Raw genomic sequence first — 15,469 nt, forward strand, 5'->3', positions numbered from 1 at the left:
CGGGGTGCTCATGCCTCTGTCTGAGTACGAGCAGCGGGTCTTGGAGCAGATGGAGCGCGCGCTCACCTCGGACGATCCGCGGTTGGCGAACACGCTCCAGGCCCCTCGACGTCGCTCTGCGCTGCGCTACGTCCTTGCCGGTGTCGGCGTCGTGGGAGGGCTGCTCCTGCTGGTGCTGGGCGCCGCGCTCTCGCAGACCTGGCTCGGCGTCATCGGCTTCGTCCTCATGTTCGCCGGCGTCGTGCTGGTCTTCCAGGCGCCGCGTGCGTCCCGCAAGGGACCGGTGGGCACCGTCGACCCCGACGGCACCGTCCGCCCGGCCTCGGCGAGCAGGACGTCGCGGAAGCCGTTCCTCAGCCGACTCGAAGAGCGCTGGGACCGTCGGCGCGAGCAGGACGGTCGCTGAGCGACCTCTCGATCCCCTCGACCGCGGCGTCGACGAGCGCCTGGAGGTGCTCGGGGGTGACCGTCTCGCGCGGACGCGGGGCGTAGCGCTCCGACTCGAGCGCCGACGCGAGAGCTGTGAGCGCCTCGGCGACGTCCTCGTCCCCGGCGTCGACCCCGCGCCGTCCCTGCAGCGCCGCGACGACGACGGCGGGCACGCGGCGCGGCGTCGTGGACGACGGCCACCGCACGTCCAGCGCACCGAGCCGCGCCACGAGCTCGGCCCACGCGTCCTCCGCGTCCCGCAGGCTCTCCACCTCGCTCCGTCGGCGCAGCACGAACCACAGCCCTGCGGCGAGCACCGCCGCGACGAGCGTGGCCACGCCCACGACGAGCGGCCACGGGGTGGAGTCCTCCTGCGTGCCGCCCGTCGTGCCGCCGGCCCCCGGGGCGGTGGGTGTCGGCGTCGGCGCCGCCGACGGCGCGGCCGTGGTGGCGCCCGGCGTCGGGACGTTCCCGGGGTCCGCCGGGCCGCCGGGCGTGACGGCGACCGGGGTGGCCCACGCCGGCGTCGGACCGGTCTGCTGGGCGGGCGTCGGCTCGAAGCGCACCCAGCCCTGGCCCGGGAAGTACAGCTCGGGCCACGCGTGGGAGTCCCGGCCCGTGACCTCGTAGCTCGCCTCGTCGACGCGCTCGCCCGGGAGGAACCCGACGCCCAGCCGCGCGGGGATGCCGAGCGTGCGGGCCATCATCGTCATCGACGTCGCGAACTGGACGCAGTAGCCCGTCCGGTCCTGGAGGAAGTCCCAGACGGCGTCGCCCGAGTCGCCCGGCGGGACCTCGGTGGAGTACGTGAACTGCGAGATGTCGCGGAAGTAGGTCTGCAGCGCGAGCGCCTGGTCGTAGCGCGTCGTCGCACCGTCGACGACGGCCGTCGCGAGGTCGCGGATGTCCTGCTCGTGCTCCGTCGCGGGCACGTCGAGGTAGTTCGGGTCGTCCGGGTCCGCGCCGCTGGCACCGCGCAACGCGTCCGCGTCGAGCGGCCGCGGGAAGACCGTGAGCTCGTAGGACGTGCCCGCGCCCGTCGGCTGCACGCCGAGCACCTCGTCGCGCACGTCGTCGTACGCCCAGTCGCCGTCGATGCCGACGGAGCGCGGCTCGGTCGGGACGGGCAGCTTGGTGTCGCGCAGCGACTCGAGCGTGACGCGCAGCGACGTGGGGTCCCCGGTCGCGCCCGGGTCGTCGGGCCACAGGAGCTGCTCGCCGCCGTCGATGGGCGTGCCGTCGCGGTCGGCGCCGCGGCGCCAGTTGGTGCCGTCGAAGCCGGTGAGCGTGAAGACCCGCAGGGGACCGACGCCCTCGCCGTCGGTCCGGTAGCGCAGGACGACCTCGCCCGAGCGCTCGGCGAGGTCGCGCCGCATGTCCAGGTCGTCGGAGAGCCGGACGGTCTGGCCGGTCGAGGAGAAGAGGCGCGACCACGACGCGGACGCCACCTCGGGGAGCGAGGCGCTCGCGGACCCGAGACCCAGCGCGGTGACGGCCACGGCGACCGCCACGACGAGCGCGCCCGCGGCGCGCAGACCGCCGGCGGCGCGGTCCTCCGGGCGCCGCGCGGACGTCCCGCGCCGCACCGCGCGGTGCGGGTTGTCCACGGCGAGGAGGAGCACGAGGGCGGCCACCGTCACGACGAACGCGAGGGGCGGGATCTCGCCGACGATGACGAGCCCGGGCACCCACAGGGCGAGGAGCGGCAGCGCGACGCCCGCGCCGAGCCGCAGCCCCCCGGCCATGAGGTCGGCGACGACGAGCACCACGACCGCGCCGCCGACCGCCAGGAGCGCGATCGGCAGGCTGGGGTCGATCGGCGCGACCTCTGCGAGCGTGAGGTCGCGCGCGGTGGCGAGGCGGGACAGCACGCGGTCCACGTTGGACAGGCCGATGAGGAGCGAGAACCGGTCCGTCGGCCCGCCGTACAGCCCCAGCAGGGCCCACAGCCCGACGACGAGCCCCGCGAGCGAGGGGAGGAGCGCCGCCGGCGGGGCGAGCACCTCGCCGCGCGCCGCGTGGCTCCGTTCGAGCGCCCACCGGCTGAGGCCCGTGACGAGGGCGAGCACGGCGACGACGCGGACCACCGTGCCCGTCCAGCCGCCGGGCCCGACGACGCTGCCCAGCGCGTACGCCGACGCGACGACCGCCGTGGCGACGAGCGCGCTCGTCGCGAGCACGCGCAGGCCCGCGGAAGCCGAGGTGTCCGGTCGGGGTGCGGTCATCGTGAGCCCTCCACGAGCAGGGTCCAGGCGTGCTCGAGCGACACGGACGGGTCGACGAGGGCGGCGTGCCACCCCGTCGAGCGGAGCGCGGCGACGGTCTCGACGGCGTCGGCGTGCTCGGGCGCCCACGGCCGGGTGCTCACCACGAGGGCGCGGTGGACGCCGTCGCCGGCCATCGCGGCGACGGTGTGCCGGGCGACGGAGCCGAGCGGGCCGAGGACGGCGACGGTGATCTCGCCCGGGCGACGGTCGCGGCGCAGCGCCTCGGACGTCGTGACGACCGAGCGGTCGGCGTCCGCGACCACCTGGTGCCCGTGCAGGTCGACCGTGGCGTCGAGCAGGTCGGCCGGGCCCTCGCCGGACCGGTTGACCCGGAACCCCGTGCCGGAGACCACCGCGGCGAGCGACGTGGGGACGAGGCGGACGGGGTGCCCCGCCTGGAGCAGGGACACCCCGATCGACGCCGCGCACTCGACGGCCCACTCGCCGTCGGCCAGCGCGCGGGGGCTCGACGCGGCGAGCTCGGGGTGCGGCAGGAGGCCCCGGTCGAGGAGCACCGTGACGGGCGGCAGCCCGGCGCTCTCGTCGGAGCGCACCATGAGCTGGCCGCGGCGCGCGGCGCTGACCCAGTGCACGCGGCGGGGGTCGTCGCCGGTGACGTAGTCGCGCAGGATCGAGTCGTCGCTCGACGCGAGCCTCGCGCCGGAGGCCGAGCGCTCGTGCTCGCCGAACGCCCGCGTCCCGCGCACGGGCAGCTCGACGGTGCGCGGCCAGACGGCCACCGCGGTCGGGTCGCCGAGCTCCTGCGTCGCGCTGACGAGCCCGAACAGGTCGGTCCGCGTCGTGAGGAGCGGGCCGAGCGGCCACCGGCCGCGTCGCAGCGGCCGCAGCCGGTACCGCACGGCGATGTGGTCGCCGACCGTCGCGACCTGCGCGCGCAGCGAGCCCTGGTCGCACAGCTCGTGCGCGGCCTGCTCGCTGATCCGCAGGCGCGCGAGCGTGGACGCCGTCGACGACGTCGTGCGCGCCGCCGCGACGGCCAGGCGCGCGGTCGTGAACTGGCCGCGCACGGCGGGGTTGGGCTGGACGCGCCGCGTCACGTGCAGCGCGCCGCGCCCCCGGTCGATGCGTCGGACCGCCATCCAGCACCACGCGGCACCGACGGCGAGGATCCCGGCGGCACCGAGCCCGACGAGGTCGGGCAGGCCGAGCGTGACGCCGAGCACCACGAGCGCCGCTCCCGCGCCGAGCACCACGGTGCCCCGTCGCGTGGGGCGCGCGCTGGCGAGGCTCCGGGTCCTGCGCCGGAGCCGCGCGAGGAACGACGGGCCGCGCACGTCAGCGTCGCTCGGTCGCGTCCAGCGCGGGGATCGGCGTCTGCGCCACGAGGGACGCGACGACGGCCTCGGCGTCCTGGCCCGAGAGCCGCGCCTCGGTGGTGACGACGAGCCGGTGCGCGAGCACGGGCACCGCGAGGTACTGCACGTCGTCGGGGAGCACGTGGTCGCGGCCCGCCATCGCGGCCAGGGACTTGGCCGCGCGCAGGAGCTGGAGCGTCGTGCGGGGGGAGGCGCCGAGGCGCAGGCCGGGGTGCTCGCGCGTCGCGGTGACCAGCGCGAGGACGTAGCGCTTGACGGCCGTGGACGCGTGGACCGAGCGCGCGACCTGGGCGAACCGCAGCACGTCCGCGCCGGTGGTCACGGGCCGCAGGTGCGCGAGCGGGTTGTCCGTCTCCTGGCGGTCGAGCATGCGCAGCTCGGCGTCCACGTCGGGGTACCCCACGGTGAGCCGCGCCATGAAGCGGTCGCGCTGGGCCTCGGGGAGAGGGTAGGTGCCCTCCATCTCGACCGGGTTCTGGGTCGCGACGACGAGGAACGGGCTCGGGAGCATGTGGGTCGTGCCGTCGACCGTCGTCTGGCCCTCCTCCATGCACTCCAGGAGCGCCGACTGGGTCTTGGGGGAGGCGCGGTTGATCTCGTCGCCGATGACGATGTTGGAGAAGACGGGGCCCGGGCGGAACTCGAACTCGTGGTTCGCGGCGCGGTAGATGTTGACGCCGGTGAGGTCGCTCGGCAGGAGGTCGGGCGTGAACTGGATGCGGCCGACCTTGCAGTCGATCGTGCGTGCCAGGGCCTTGGCGAGCGTCGTTTTCCCGACGCCGGGGACGTCCTCGACGAGGAGGTGCCCCTGCGCCAGGAGGACGGCGACGGTGACGGTCACGAGGTCCGGCCGCCCGGTGACCACGGACTCGATGCCGGAGCGGATCCGTCCGGTCGTCTCGACCAGCTCGTCGAGTCCGGGGAGGCGACCTGACCCGGGCTCGTCGGAGGGCGCGACAGGGGCGATGTCGGGGAGCACGGGGACCTCCGTCGTCGGTGGCGCAGGGCCGCGGACCGGCGAGACCGCGGGTGGGAAGAGCCTAGTTGACGGAGGCAGGTCCGCCGACCCCGGCCCGGGGCCGTGCGGCCCCGGCCGCCCCGTGCTCCCTCCCTCTCCCTCCACGGGAGCCAGCTCTCCCTCTGCGGGAGCCCGCGCCCTCGCCGGGGGACCCGCCAGGAGCGCCCGGGCGCGCGCCCGGACGGCCGGGCACGCGACGGCGGGCTCCCGGGACGGCGCGCGCGACGCGCCCGGGGAGTTCTCCCCTCCACCTCGCTCCACCCTCTCTGACCTGCGGAGATCCTGCGAAGACGGGTGAAACTCAGGAGTTTCGCCGAGAGCGGTGGAGGGAAGTGGAGTACCGTGGAGCAGAAGGGAGAAGGAGGGGAGGTGCCTGGTGCATGTCCGGCTTCGTGGACGACGTGCTCGGCGGTTCCTCCGGCCTGCTCCTGGGCACCTTCACGCCGCGTCTGGACGACAAGGGGAGGCTCATCCTCCCCGCGAAGTTCCGGTCGCGGCTCGCTCCGGGTCTCGTCATGACACGGGGGCAGGAGCGCTGTCTGTTCCTGCTGCCGATGGACGAGTTCCGGCGCATGTACGACCAGATCCGGCAGGCGCCGGTGACGAGCAAGCAGGCCCGGGACTACCTGCGCGTCTTCCTCTCGGGGGCGAGCGACGAGATCCCGGACAAGCAGGGACGTGTCTCGATCCCCGCGCCCCTGCGGGCGTACGCGGGGCTCGACCGCGACGTCGCCGTGATCGGCGCCGGCACGCGCGTCGAGATCTGGGACGCGCAGGCGTGGGAGACGTACCTCGCGGAGCAGGAGTCGGCGTACTCCGACACCGCGGAGGAGGTGTTCCCGGACCTGCGCTTCTAGGGCCGAGCACCCCCGGCTCCGCACGGTGAGGCCTCCTCCCGCCCGGTCTGGCGCACTTCCCCGGCGCCAGAAAGGACGCGGAGGGAGACCTGACCGTACGGAGCCGACAGCACAGCATCACCAGCAGCGACGAGACCGACAGCACGGAGAGGAGGAGGACGTGACGAGCACCCCCGACGACGCCGCCGAGCGGCACGTCCCGGTCCTCCTCCAGCGCTGCGTCGACCTGCTCGCGCCCGTCCTCCGCGAGCCGGGCGCCGTGCTCGTCGACTGCACGCTCGGCATGGGCGGTCACACGGAGGCCGTCCTGGAGCAGGTGCCGACGGCGCGCGTGGTCGGCATCGACCGCGACCCCGAGGCGATCGACCGCGCGTCGCGCCGCCTCGCGCGCTTCGGCGAACGCTTCCGCGCCGTGCACGCCGTGTACGACGAGATCGACGACGTCGTCGCGGACGTGGTCGGGGCACCCGTCCAGGGCGTCCTCATGGACCTCGGCGTCTCCTCGCTCCAGATCGACGAGACGGAGCGCGGGTTCTCCTACGCCCACGACGCCCCGCTCGACATGCGCATGGACCCGACCGTGGGCCTCACGGCCGCGGACGTCCTCAACACGTACGACGAGCGCGCGCTCACGCGGATCCTGCGCGACTACGGCGAGGAGCGGTTCGCCCAGCGCATCGCGCGGGCCGTGGTGCGCCGGCGCGAGCAGCAGCCGTGGGAGCGCAGCGCGGACCTCGTCGACCTGGTCCGCGCGTCGATCCCGGCGGCCACCCGCACGACGGGCGGCAACCCCGCCAAGCGCACGTTCCAGGCGCTGCGGATCGAGGTGAACGGCGAGCTCGAGGTCCTCGAGCGCGCCGTCCCCGCCGCGGTGGACGTGCTGGCCGTGGGCGGGCGGATCGTCGTCGAGTCGTACCACTCGCTCGAGGACCGCATCGTCAAGCGTGTGCTCGCCGCCGGCGCGACGATCAGCGCGCCCGCCGGGCTGCCGGTCGTGCCCGAGCAGGACCAGCCGTACCTGCGCCTGCTGACCCGAGGGGCCGAGGAGGCGCCGGCCGGGGAGCGCGAGACGAACCCGCGGTCCGCGTCCGTGCGCCTGCGGGCCGCCGAGCGCACCCGCCCGACACCACCGCACCGCCGCCCGTCCGCCGCCCGCCGCTCGCCGGCGTCCGGCCACCGACCGACCGACCGACCGCACGACCCGGGGGAGACGACACGATGAGCGCACAGAGGTCGACCGCCGCCCGCCCGCTCCCGCGCCCGGCCCGGCCGGCGCCCGCGCCGCGCCCGTCGCTGACCGCCCTGCCGGGCGGCGCGTCCGAGCGGGCGCTGCGCTCGCGGCTCGAGCTCGTCCGGGCGCCGCTGCAGGCGCGCTCCAAGGTCCCGTTCCTCGTGGTCTGCATGTCGATCCTCGGCGCCGCGCTCCTGTGTGCTCTCCTGGTGAACACGACGATGGCGCGCAACTCCTACGAGATGTCGGAGCTGCGCCGGGAGGTGAGCCGCGTGGCCCAGGACACGCAGAGCCTGCAGCTGCAGGTCGCCGAGCAGAAGACGGCGCTGCCGGAGACCGCGCGCGGGCTCGGCATGGTCGAGGCGCAGGACCCGGCGATGGTCCGGCTGTCCGACGGCACGGTCCTCGGCGTCGCGCAGGAGGGGGCGGGGGAGTGACGCAGGGCACGGGCGCCGGGCGCACCGGCCGGTCACGACCGGCGGCGGGCACCCCACGCCCCCGTCCCGCCACCGCGGCCTCCCGGGCCTCCTCGGGGGGCCGTCCTGCGTCCGGTGCGCGGCGGGCGCCCACCGGCACGGCGGCGACGGGCCGCCCCGTGACGGCGGGCCGCCCGGCGCCGACCGCCCGGAGCGCGCCAGCACGGTCCGCGTCGGGCGGTACGTCCGGCGGCGCGCGCCCCGGTGGTACCTCGTCCGCGCGCACCCCCTCGGCGCGCGCGACGCCCGGACGCGCGTCGACGGCGCGCAGCACGTCAGGGCGCGCCCCGACGGCGCGCGCGCCGCGGGGCGCCGGCCGTCCGCCGGCACGTCCGGCGAGGAGCACGCGCGAGCCCGGCCGACCCGAGCGGCGGCAGCGCTGGCTCATCGTCGTGGCGGGCGTCATCACCGCGGTGTTCATCGCGCAGCTCGTCAACGTCCAGGTGCTCCGCGGGCCCGCGCTCGCGGCCGAGGCCCAGAACGACCGCACGCGCAGCTCGACGACGCTCGCGCACCGCGGCGACATCACGGACGCCGACGGCGTGGTGCTCGCGACGTCGGTGGACCGGTACACCGTCGCGGCCGACCTCCAGGCGATCGCGCGGTTCGAGCCGCGCTCCGGCGACCTCGTCGCCGGCGAGCCGCTCGAGGAGGGCGGCGCGGTCGGCGTCGCGAAGCTGCTCGCCCCGATCCTCGACCGGTCCGCGGTCGAGCTGGCGGCCGACCTCGTCGGCACGTCGCGGTACCTCATCCTCGAGAAGGACGTCACGCCCGAGGTGCAGCGCCAGATCGCCGACCTGCGGCTGTCCGCGTTCGTCAGCACCACGATGACGAGCGAGCGCACGTACCCGGCGGGCACGGTCGCCGGCAACCTCGTGGGCTTCGTCAACGACGAGCAGACGGGCGGGGGAGGCATCGAGGCGTCGTACGACGGCGTCCTCGCCGGGACGCCGGGCTCGCGCCGCTGCGAGGCGGGGCTCGGTGGACAGCTCATCCCGACGGGCCGGTGCGACGTCGTCGACGCGGTGCCCGGCCGGAACGTGCGGCTCACGCTCTCGCGCGACGTGCAGTGGAAGGCGCAGGACTCGGTCGACCGGGCCGTGAGCGACACGGGCGCGGAGTACGCGATCGCCGTCGTGCAGGACGTCCGGACGGGCGAGGTGCTCGCGCTCGCCGACTCGGGCACGGTGAACCCGAACGACCGCTCGACGGATGCGGTCGCGCGCCCGAGCCGCGCCGTCGCGAACGTGTTCGACCCCGGGTCGACGGGCAAGGTCGTGACGATGGCCGCGGCCATCGAGGGCGGCTTCGCGGACGCCGGGTCGCGGTTCGAGGTGCCCGACCGCTACACGACGCCGAACGGCCAGACCTTCAAGGACTCGCACGACCACCCGGTGCAGCGCCTCACGCTCGCGGGCATCCTCGCGGAGTCCTCGAACACGGGTACGGTCCAGGTCGGCGAGAAGCTCCCCAAGCAGGTCCGCTACGACTACCTGCGGAAGTTCGGCTTCGGCCAGAAGTCGGGTCTCGGCCTGCCGGGCGAGTCGGCGGGCATCCTGCACCCGGCGGACTCGTGGGACGGCCGTACCGAGTACGCCGTGCTCTTCGGCCAGAGCGTGTCGGTCAACGCGATCCAGGCGACGAGCGTCTTCTCGACGATCGCGAACGGCGGGGTCCGTGCGACCCCGAGCATCGTCGCCGGGACGACGGACGAGCGCGGCGAGCTCGTGCCCGCGGAGCGCCCGGCACCAGAGCGCGTCGTGTCCCAGGAGACCGCGGACACGGTGCTGCACATGATGGAGTCCGTCGTGGAGGAGGGCACCGGCTCGAGCGCCTCGGTGCCGGGCTACCGCGTCGCCGGCAAGACCGGTACCGCGGAGGCGGCCGGCGAGGACGGGCGGCTGTCCGGGATCATGGCCTCGTTCATCGGTGTCGCGCCCGCCGACGACCCCCGGTACACCGTGTCGGTGTTCCTCAAGAACCCGCACTCGTCGATCTTCGGCGGCGTGGTCGCGGCGCCGGTGTTCAGCGAGATCATGGGCTTCACCCTCGAGCACGAGGGCGTCCAGCCGAGCACCGAGCCCTACGTGCCGCTCCCGACGACGTGGTGAACCTCACCGCCCCTCTCCCGGTCGCCGGTGAAGGTCCCGTGAAGCGCGCCCCGGGCCGGGCGCAGCGGCCCGCGGGCTTGCGGGGCCGTCCGTCCCGGCACGGTAGGTTCTACACGTGACATCCCCGATCGACCGTCTTCGCCCTGCCACGACCACCCGCCGGTCGGTGGTGGACCTGGCAGCACGGTTCGGGCTCGACGTCCGCCCAGGTGGCGCGGCCACGGCGCCGGTCTCCGCCGAGGTGTGGTCGGTGGCGTCGGACGACCGCACCGCGGACGCGGGCGACCTCTTCGTGGCGCTCCCCGGCGCCCGCGCGCACGGGGCGCGGTTCGCGCCCGCCGCCGTGGGTCGCGGCGCCCGTGCCGTCCTCACGGACCCCGAGGGCGCCGCCCTGCTCGCGGACGCCGGCCTCGACGTGCCGGTGCTCGTCGCACCGGACCCGCGCGCGCTGCTCGGCCCCGTGGCGGCCTGGGTGTACGGCGCCCCCGCGCAGGACCTCACGACCTTCGGCGTGACGGGCACGAACGGCAAGACCACGACGACCTACCTCGTCGACCACGCGCTGCGCGCGCTCGGCTGGACGGGCGGTCTCATCGGGACGGTGGAGATGCGCTCGGGCGACCGCGTCCTGCCGAGCCGCCTCACGACCCCCGAGGCCGCGGACCTCCAGGCCCTGCTCGCGGCGATGCGCGAGGACGGCGTGCGCACGCTCGCGATGGAGGTCTCGTCGCACGCGCTCGCGCTCCACCGCGTCGACGGGCTCGTGTACGACGTCGTCGGCTTCACGAACCTCAGCCAGGACCACCTCGACTTCCACGGCGACCTCCAGGAGTACTTCGAGGCCAAGGCGCTGCTCTTCACGCCCGAGCACGCGCGCCGCGGCGTCGTCGTGGTCGACGACGCGTGGGGCGAGCGCATGGTCTCGGCCGCGCGCGTCCCGGTCGCGACGCTGCGCGTGGGCCCGACCGCGGCGGGCGACGAGCAGCCCGCGGCGGACTGGACCGTGCACGACGTCGAGCCGTCGGCGGCGGGAGGCTCGGCGTTCACGCTGCGCCACCGCGACGGCCGGAGCGTGCGCACGACGACGTCGCTGCCCGGGCACTTCAACGTCGCCAACGCTGCCCTCGCTCTCGCCCTGGTGCTCGAGGCGGGCACGGACGCGCGCGACCTCGAGACGGCCCTCGCGGCGGCCGGTGGGCTCGACCCGGCCGTCCCGGGCCGCATGGAGGTCGTCTCCGAGCCGCCGCACCGCCCGCGCGTCGTCGTCGACTTCGCCCACAACCCGGACGCGCTCGCCCTCGCGCTCGACGCGCTGCGGCCGACGACTCCCGGCCGGCTCGTGGTCGTGTTCGGTGCGACCGGCGACCGGGACCGCGGCAAGCGCCCCACGATGGGCGGCGTCGCGGTCGAGGGCGCCGACGTCGTGGTGGTGACCGACGACGACCCGCACGGCGAGGACCCGGCCGCGATCCGTGCGGAGGTGCTCCCGGGCGCCCACGCCGCGCGCGAGGCGGCGGCCACCGCGCCCGAGCCGCGCGACGTCGTCGTGCTCGAGGTCGCGCCCCGTGCCCGGGCGATCCGCGAGGCGATCCTCGCCGCGGGCCCGGACGACACGGTGCTCGTCGCGGGTCGCGGCCACGAGGTGTGGCAGGAGATCGCCGGCGTCGACCACCCCCTGGACGACCGCGTCGAGGCGCGGGCCGCGCTCGAGGAGCGCCCCGCGACGCCGACGCCTCACGACACCCCCGACCTGAAGGAGCACCACGCATGATCGAGCTCACTGCGGCGCAGGTGGCCGCAGCGACCGGCGGACGCCTGTCCGCCGACCCGGAAGTACGGGTCGGGGGGCCCGTGGTCGTCGACTCGCGCCGGGTCGCACCGGGGTCGCTCTTCGTGGCGCTGCCGGGCGAGCACGTCGACGGTCACGACTTCGCCGCCGGTGCGGTCGCCGCGGGCGCGACGCTCGTCCTCGCCGCGCGCGAGCTCGACGTGCCGTGCGTCGTCGTGGACGACGTCCAGGCCGCGCTGGGCGAGCTGGCCCGCCACGTGCTCGCGTCGCTGCGCGAGCGCGGCGACCTGCGCGTGGTCGGCGTCACGGGCTCCGTCGGCAAGACGACGACGAAGGACCTGCTCGGGCAGCTCCTGCGACCCGAGGGCCCCACCGTGGTGCCGCGCGGGTCGTTCAACAACGAGATCGGCCTGCCGCTCACGGTCCTCGAGGCCGACGAGTCCACGCGCTTCCTCGTGCTGGAGATGGGCGCGAGCGGAGTCGGTCACCTCAGCTACCTCACGCGCATCGCGCCCCCGGACGTCTCGGTCGTGCTCGTCGTCGGCAGCGCCCACCTGGGCGAGTTCGGCGGGATCGAGGCCGTGGCGCGCGCCAAGTCCGAGATCGTCACGGGCCTCGCGCCCGGCGGCGTCGCCGTGCTCAACGCGGACGACCTGCGGGTCGCGGCGATGGCCGACGCCGCGCCGGGCGAGGTCGTCACGTTCGGGACGATCCCCGCGGCGGACGTGCGCGCGGAGGACCTGGGCATCGACCGCACGGGCCGGGCGTCCTTCGCGCTGCGCGTGCGCCCCGGTGCGTCGGGCGACGCGACGCGCGACGCCGCCACGAGCGCGCGCGTGACGCTCGGCCTCGTCGGCGAGCACCACGTGACCAACGCCCTCGCGGCCGCGACGGCCGCGCTGCGTCTCGGCGTCGCGCTGCCCGACGTCGTCGCGCGGCTGTCCGACGCGCGCGCCCTGAGCCCGCACCGGATGCAGGTCACCGAGCGGCCCGACGGCATCACGGTGATCGACGACTCCTACAACGCCAACCCGGACTCGATGCGCGCCGCGCTCAAGGCGCTCGCCGTCATGGCAGGGCGCGACCGGCGGTCCGTCGCCGTGCTCGGCGAGATGCTGGAGCTCGGCGAGGACTCGCGCGTCGCGCACGACGACATCGGCCGGCTCGTGGTCCGATTGAACGTCAAGCTGCTCGTCGTGGTCGGTGAGGGTGCCGGCGGGATCCACGACGGCGCCACCCAGGAGGGGTCGTGGGGCGACGAGACGCGCTTCGTCCCCGACGTGGAGACGGCGTCGGCGCTGCTGCGCGACGAGCTGCAGGAGGGGGACGTCGTGCTCGTGAAGGCCTCGAACGGGTCCGGGCTGTGGCGGCTCGGCGACGAGCTGGCGGCCGCGGGCGCCGATGCGACGGGGGGTGAACGCGCGTGATCGCGATCATCGTCGCGGCGGGCGTCTCCCTGCTCGTCGCGCTCTTCGGGACGCCGCTGTTCATCCGGTTCCTCGTGCACCGCAACTACGGGCAGTTCGTCCGCCAGGACGGCCCGACGGCGCACTTCACCAAGCGCGGGACGCCCACGATGGGCGGGGTCGTCATCATCGGCGCGACGCTGCTCGGCTGGGCCATGTCGTACGTCGTCTCGGGGCGGTTCCCGAGCGTGTCCGCGCTGCTCGTCCTCTTCCTCATGACGGGCCTCGGGATCGTCGGCTTCCTCGACGACTTCACGAAGATCCGCAAGCAGCGCAGCCTCGGGCTCACGGCCCGCGCGAAGATCATCGGCCAGGGCGCGGTCGGCATCGCGTTCGCGGTGCTGGCGCTCCAGTTCCCCAACGAGCACGGCCGCACCCCGGCGTCGACCCGCATCTCCTTCCTGCGCGACACCAACCTCGACCTCGCGTTCGCGGGCGCCACCGTCGGGCTGATCCTGTTCGTGCTCTGGGCGAACTTCCTCATCACCGCGTGGTCGAACGCCGTCAACCTCACCGACGGTCTGGACGGTCTCGCGACGGGCGTCTCGCTCATCGTGTTCGGCTCGTACGTGCTCGTGGGCATCTGGCAGCTCAACCAGACCTGCCAGCGCCTCGCGTCCGCGGGCCCGAGCTGCTACGAGACCCGCGACCCGCAGGACCTCGCGATCGTGGCCGCCGCGATCGTGGGCGCGTGCTTCGGGTTCCTGTGGTGGAACGCGAGCCCCGCGAAGATCTTCATGGGTGACACGGGCTCGCTCGCGCTCGGCGGCGCGCTCGCGGGCCTGTCGATCCTCACGCGCACCGAGTTCCTGGCGCTCATCATCGGCGGGCTCTTCGTCATCATCGTGCTCTCCGACGTCATCCAGATCGGGTTCTTCAAGATGACCGGGCGGCGCGTGTTCAAGATGGCGCCGCTGCACCACCACTTCGAGCTGTCCGGGTGGGGCGAGGTCACGATCGTCATCCGCTTCTGGCTCATCGCCGGGCTGTTCGCGGCGCTGGGCATCGGGATCTTCTACGCGGAGTGGGTGGTCGGCTAGTGGCGCGCGACCCCCACGACCTCGCCGTGCCGCTCGAGCGTGCGCGCGTCGTCGTCGCCGGCCTCGGGGTGTCCGGGCGCGCCGCGGCGGTGGCGCTCCGCCCGCGCGCGGCGTCGGTCGTCACGCTCGACGACGGCGCCGCCGACGCCGACCTGCACGACGCGGCGGACGTGGACCTCGCGGCGACGGACCTCGTCGTCGTCTCGCCGGGCTGGCGCCCGAGCCACCCGCTGCTCGTCGCCGCCGCGGAGCGGGGCGTGCCCGTGTGGAGCGAGGTCGAGCTCGCGTGGCGCCTGCGGGTCGCCGGCCCGTCGGGACGGCCTGCGCCCTGGCTCGCCGTCACCGGGACGAACGGCAAGACGACGACCGTCGAGATGCTCGAGACGATCCTGCGGACCGCGGGCCTGCGGACGGCGGCGGTCGGGAACGTCGGGACGCCCGTCGTCGAGGCCGCGCTCGACCCGACGCTCGAGGTGCTCGCGGTCGAGCTGTCGAGCTTCCAGCTCCACTTCACGCACACGACGTCCCCCGAGGCGGGTGCCGTCCTCAACGTCGCTCCCGACCACCTCGACTGGCACGGCGGGATCGATGCCTACGCGGCCGACAAGGGCCGCGTCTTCGAGGACGCCCGGGTCGCGTGCGTCTACAACGTCGCGGACCCCCGCACCGAGGCGCTCGTCCGGGCGGCGGACGTCGTCGAGGGGGCGCGCGCGGTCGGCTTCACGCTCGGCGCCCCGGCGCGCGGCCAGCTCGGCGTCGTCGAGGACGTGCTCGTCGACCGCGCGTTCCACGCGCCCGCGGACGCACCGGACCGGCACACGCACGCCGCCGAGCTCGCGACGCTCGCGGACCTGTCGCACCTCGCGGGGGCCGACGGCGTCGTGCCCGCGCACGTCGTGGCGAACGCGCTCGCCGCGGCCGCCCTCGCGCGGGCGCACGGCGTCCCGGCCGTCGCGGTCCGCGACGGGCTGCGCACGTTCCGCACGGGCTCGCACCGCATCGAGCAGGTCGCGTCCGTCGACGGGGTGGCCTACGTCGACGACTCCAAGGCGACGAACGCGCACGCCGCGTCCGCGTCGCTCGCGGCGTTCGCGCCCGGGACCGTCGTGTGGGTCGCGGGCGGCCTCGCGAAGGGGGCGTCGTTCGACGAGCTCGTCGCCGCGCGCGCCGACCGGCTGCGCGCCGTCGTGCTCATCGGCGTCGACGCCGAGCCGTTCGCCGGTGCGCTCGCCCGACACGCGCCCGATATCCCCGTCGTGCGCGTCGATCCTGGCGACACTGGGACCGTGATGCCCCGCGCCGTCGACTCCGCCCGCCGCCTCGCGCAGGCCGGCGACACGGTGCTGCTCGCGCCCGCCGGCGCGTCGATGGACCAGTTCCGCTCGTACGCCGCGCGCGGCGAGGCGTTCGCCGAGGCGGCGCGCGCCCTGCGCCCCGACCACGGGTAG

At 75.4% G+C, this 15,469-nt stretch carries 12 protein-coding genes; 9 read left to right on the forward strand and 3 right to left on the reverse strand.

The window, feature by feature from the left end; translation table 11 throughout:
- The first annotated feature begins 10 nt into the window (after positions 1-10).
- Positions 11-406, forward strand: a complete 396-nt coding sequence (locus tag AC3WT4_RS10110) for an SCO2097 family morphological protein (RefSeq protein WP_074810134.1) — start codon at positions 11-13, stop codon at positions 404-406.
- On the opposite strand, the gene AC3WT4_RS10115 is transcribed toward AC3WT4_RS10110, so the two are convergent.
- From AC3WT4_RS10115 to AC3WT4_RS10125, 3 genes are all read right to left on the reverse strand, one after another.
- Positions 354-2,654 (reverse strand): transglutaminase TgpA family protein, encoded by a 2,301-nt coding sequence (locus tag AC3WT4_RS10115; RefSeq protein WP_492315378.1) that lies wholly within the window; start codon positions 2,652-2,654, stop codon positions 354-356. The genes AC3WT4_RS10110 and AC3WT4_RS10115 overlap by 53 nt on opposite strands.
- Positions 2,651-3,910: a DUF58 domain-containing protein gene (locus AC3WT4_RS10120; RefSeq protein WP_167405778.1), complete on the reverse strand. Its 1,260-nt coding sequence runs from the start codon at positions 3,908-3,910 to the stop codon at positions 2,651-2,653. The genes AC3WT4_RS10115 and AC3WT4_RS10120 overlap by 4 nt, the downstream gene beginning before the upstream one ends.
- A gap of 82 nt (positions 3,911-3,992) precedes the next feature.
- Complete coding sequence (locus AC3WT4_RS10125; protein WP_074810136.1) at positions 3,993-5,000, reverse strand: AAA family ATPase; 1,008 nt, start codon at positions 4,998-5,000, stop codon at positions 3,993-3,995.
- A gap of 473 nt (positions 5,001-5,473) precedes the next feature.
- Here AC3WT4_RS10125 and mraZ point away from each other — a divergent pair, with 473 nt between their 5' ends.
- From mraZ to murD, 8 genes are all read left to right on the forward strand, one after another.
- A complete protein-coding gene (mraZ, locus tag AC3WT4_RS10130; RefSeq protein ID WP_031316739.1) occupies positions 5,474-5,908 on the forward strand; it encodes a division/cell wall cluster transcriptional repressor MraZ in 435 nt (144 codons plus the stop codon).
- A gap of 160 nt (positions 5,909-6,068) precedes the next feature.
- Positions 6,069-7,130, forward strand: a complete 1,062-nt coding sequence (rsmH, locus tag AC3WT4_RS10135; protein WP_108050182.1) for a 16S rRNA (cytosine(1402)-N(4))-methyltransferase RsmH — start codon at positions 6,069-6,071, stop codon at positions 7,128-7,130.
- Positions 7,127-7,576 carry a cell division protein FtsL gene (gene ftsL, locus AC3WT4_RS10140; protein WP_074810049.1) on the forward strand — a complete coding sequence of 150 codons (450 nt, stop codon included), beginning with the start codon at positions 7,127-7,129 and terminating at the stop codon, positions 7,574-7,576. The genes rsmH and ftsL overlap by 4 nt, the downstream gene beginning before the upstream one ends.
- Positions 7,577-8,007: 431 nt before the next feature.
- A complete protein-coding gene (locus AC3WT4_RS10145; RefSeq protein WP_286186431.1) occupies positions 8,008-9,726 on the forward strand; it encodes a peptidoglycan D,D-transpeptidase FtsI family protein in 1,719 nt (572 codons plus the stop codon).
- A gap of 115 nt (positions 9,727-9,841) precedes the next feature.
- Positions 9,842-11,497: a UDP-N-acetylmuramoyl-L-alanyl-D-glutamate--2,6-diaminopimelate ligase gene (locus AC3WT4_RS10150; protein ID WP_108051772.1), complete on the forward strand. Its 1,656-nt coding sequence runs from the start codon at positions 9,842-9,844 to the stop codon at positions 11,495-11,497.
- Entirely contained in the window at positions 11,494-12,942 is a 1,449-nt protein-coding gene (locus AC3WT4_RS10155) for a UDP-N-acetylmuramoyl-tripeptide--D-alanyl-D-alanine ligase (protein ID WP_108051770.1), read from the forward strand. Before AC3WT4_RS10150 ends, AC3WT4_RS10155 begins: the two co-directional genes overlap by 4 nt.
- Positions 12,939-14,021, forward strand: coding sequence for a phospho-N-acetylmuramoyl-pentapeptide-transferase (gene mraY, locus AC3WT4_RS10160; protein ID WP_108051768.1), 1,083 nt, complete (start codon positions 12,939-12,941; stop codon positions 14,019-14,021). The genes AC3WT4_RS10155 and mraY overlap by 4 nt, the downstream gene beginning before the upstream one ends.
- A 26-nt stretch (positions 14,022-14,047) precedes the next feature.
- Complete coding sequence (gene murD, locus AC3WT4_RS10165) at positions 14,048-15,469, forward strand: UDP-N-acetylmuramoyl-L-alanine--D-glutamate ligase (protein WP_492315379.1); 1,422 nt, start codon at positions 14,048-14,050, stop codon at positions 15,467-15,469.

The organism is Cellulosimicrobium sp. EB106-03-01-XG111, from assembly GCF_058792115.1.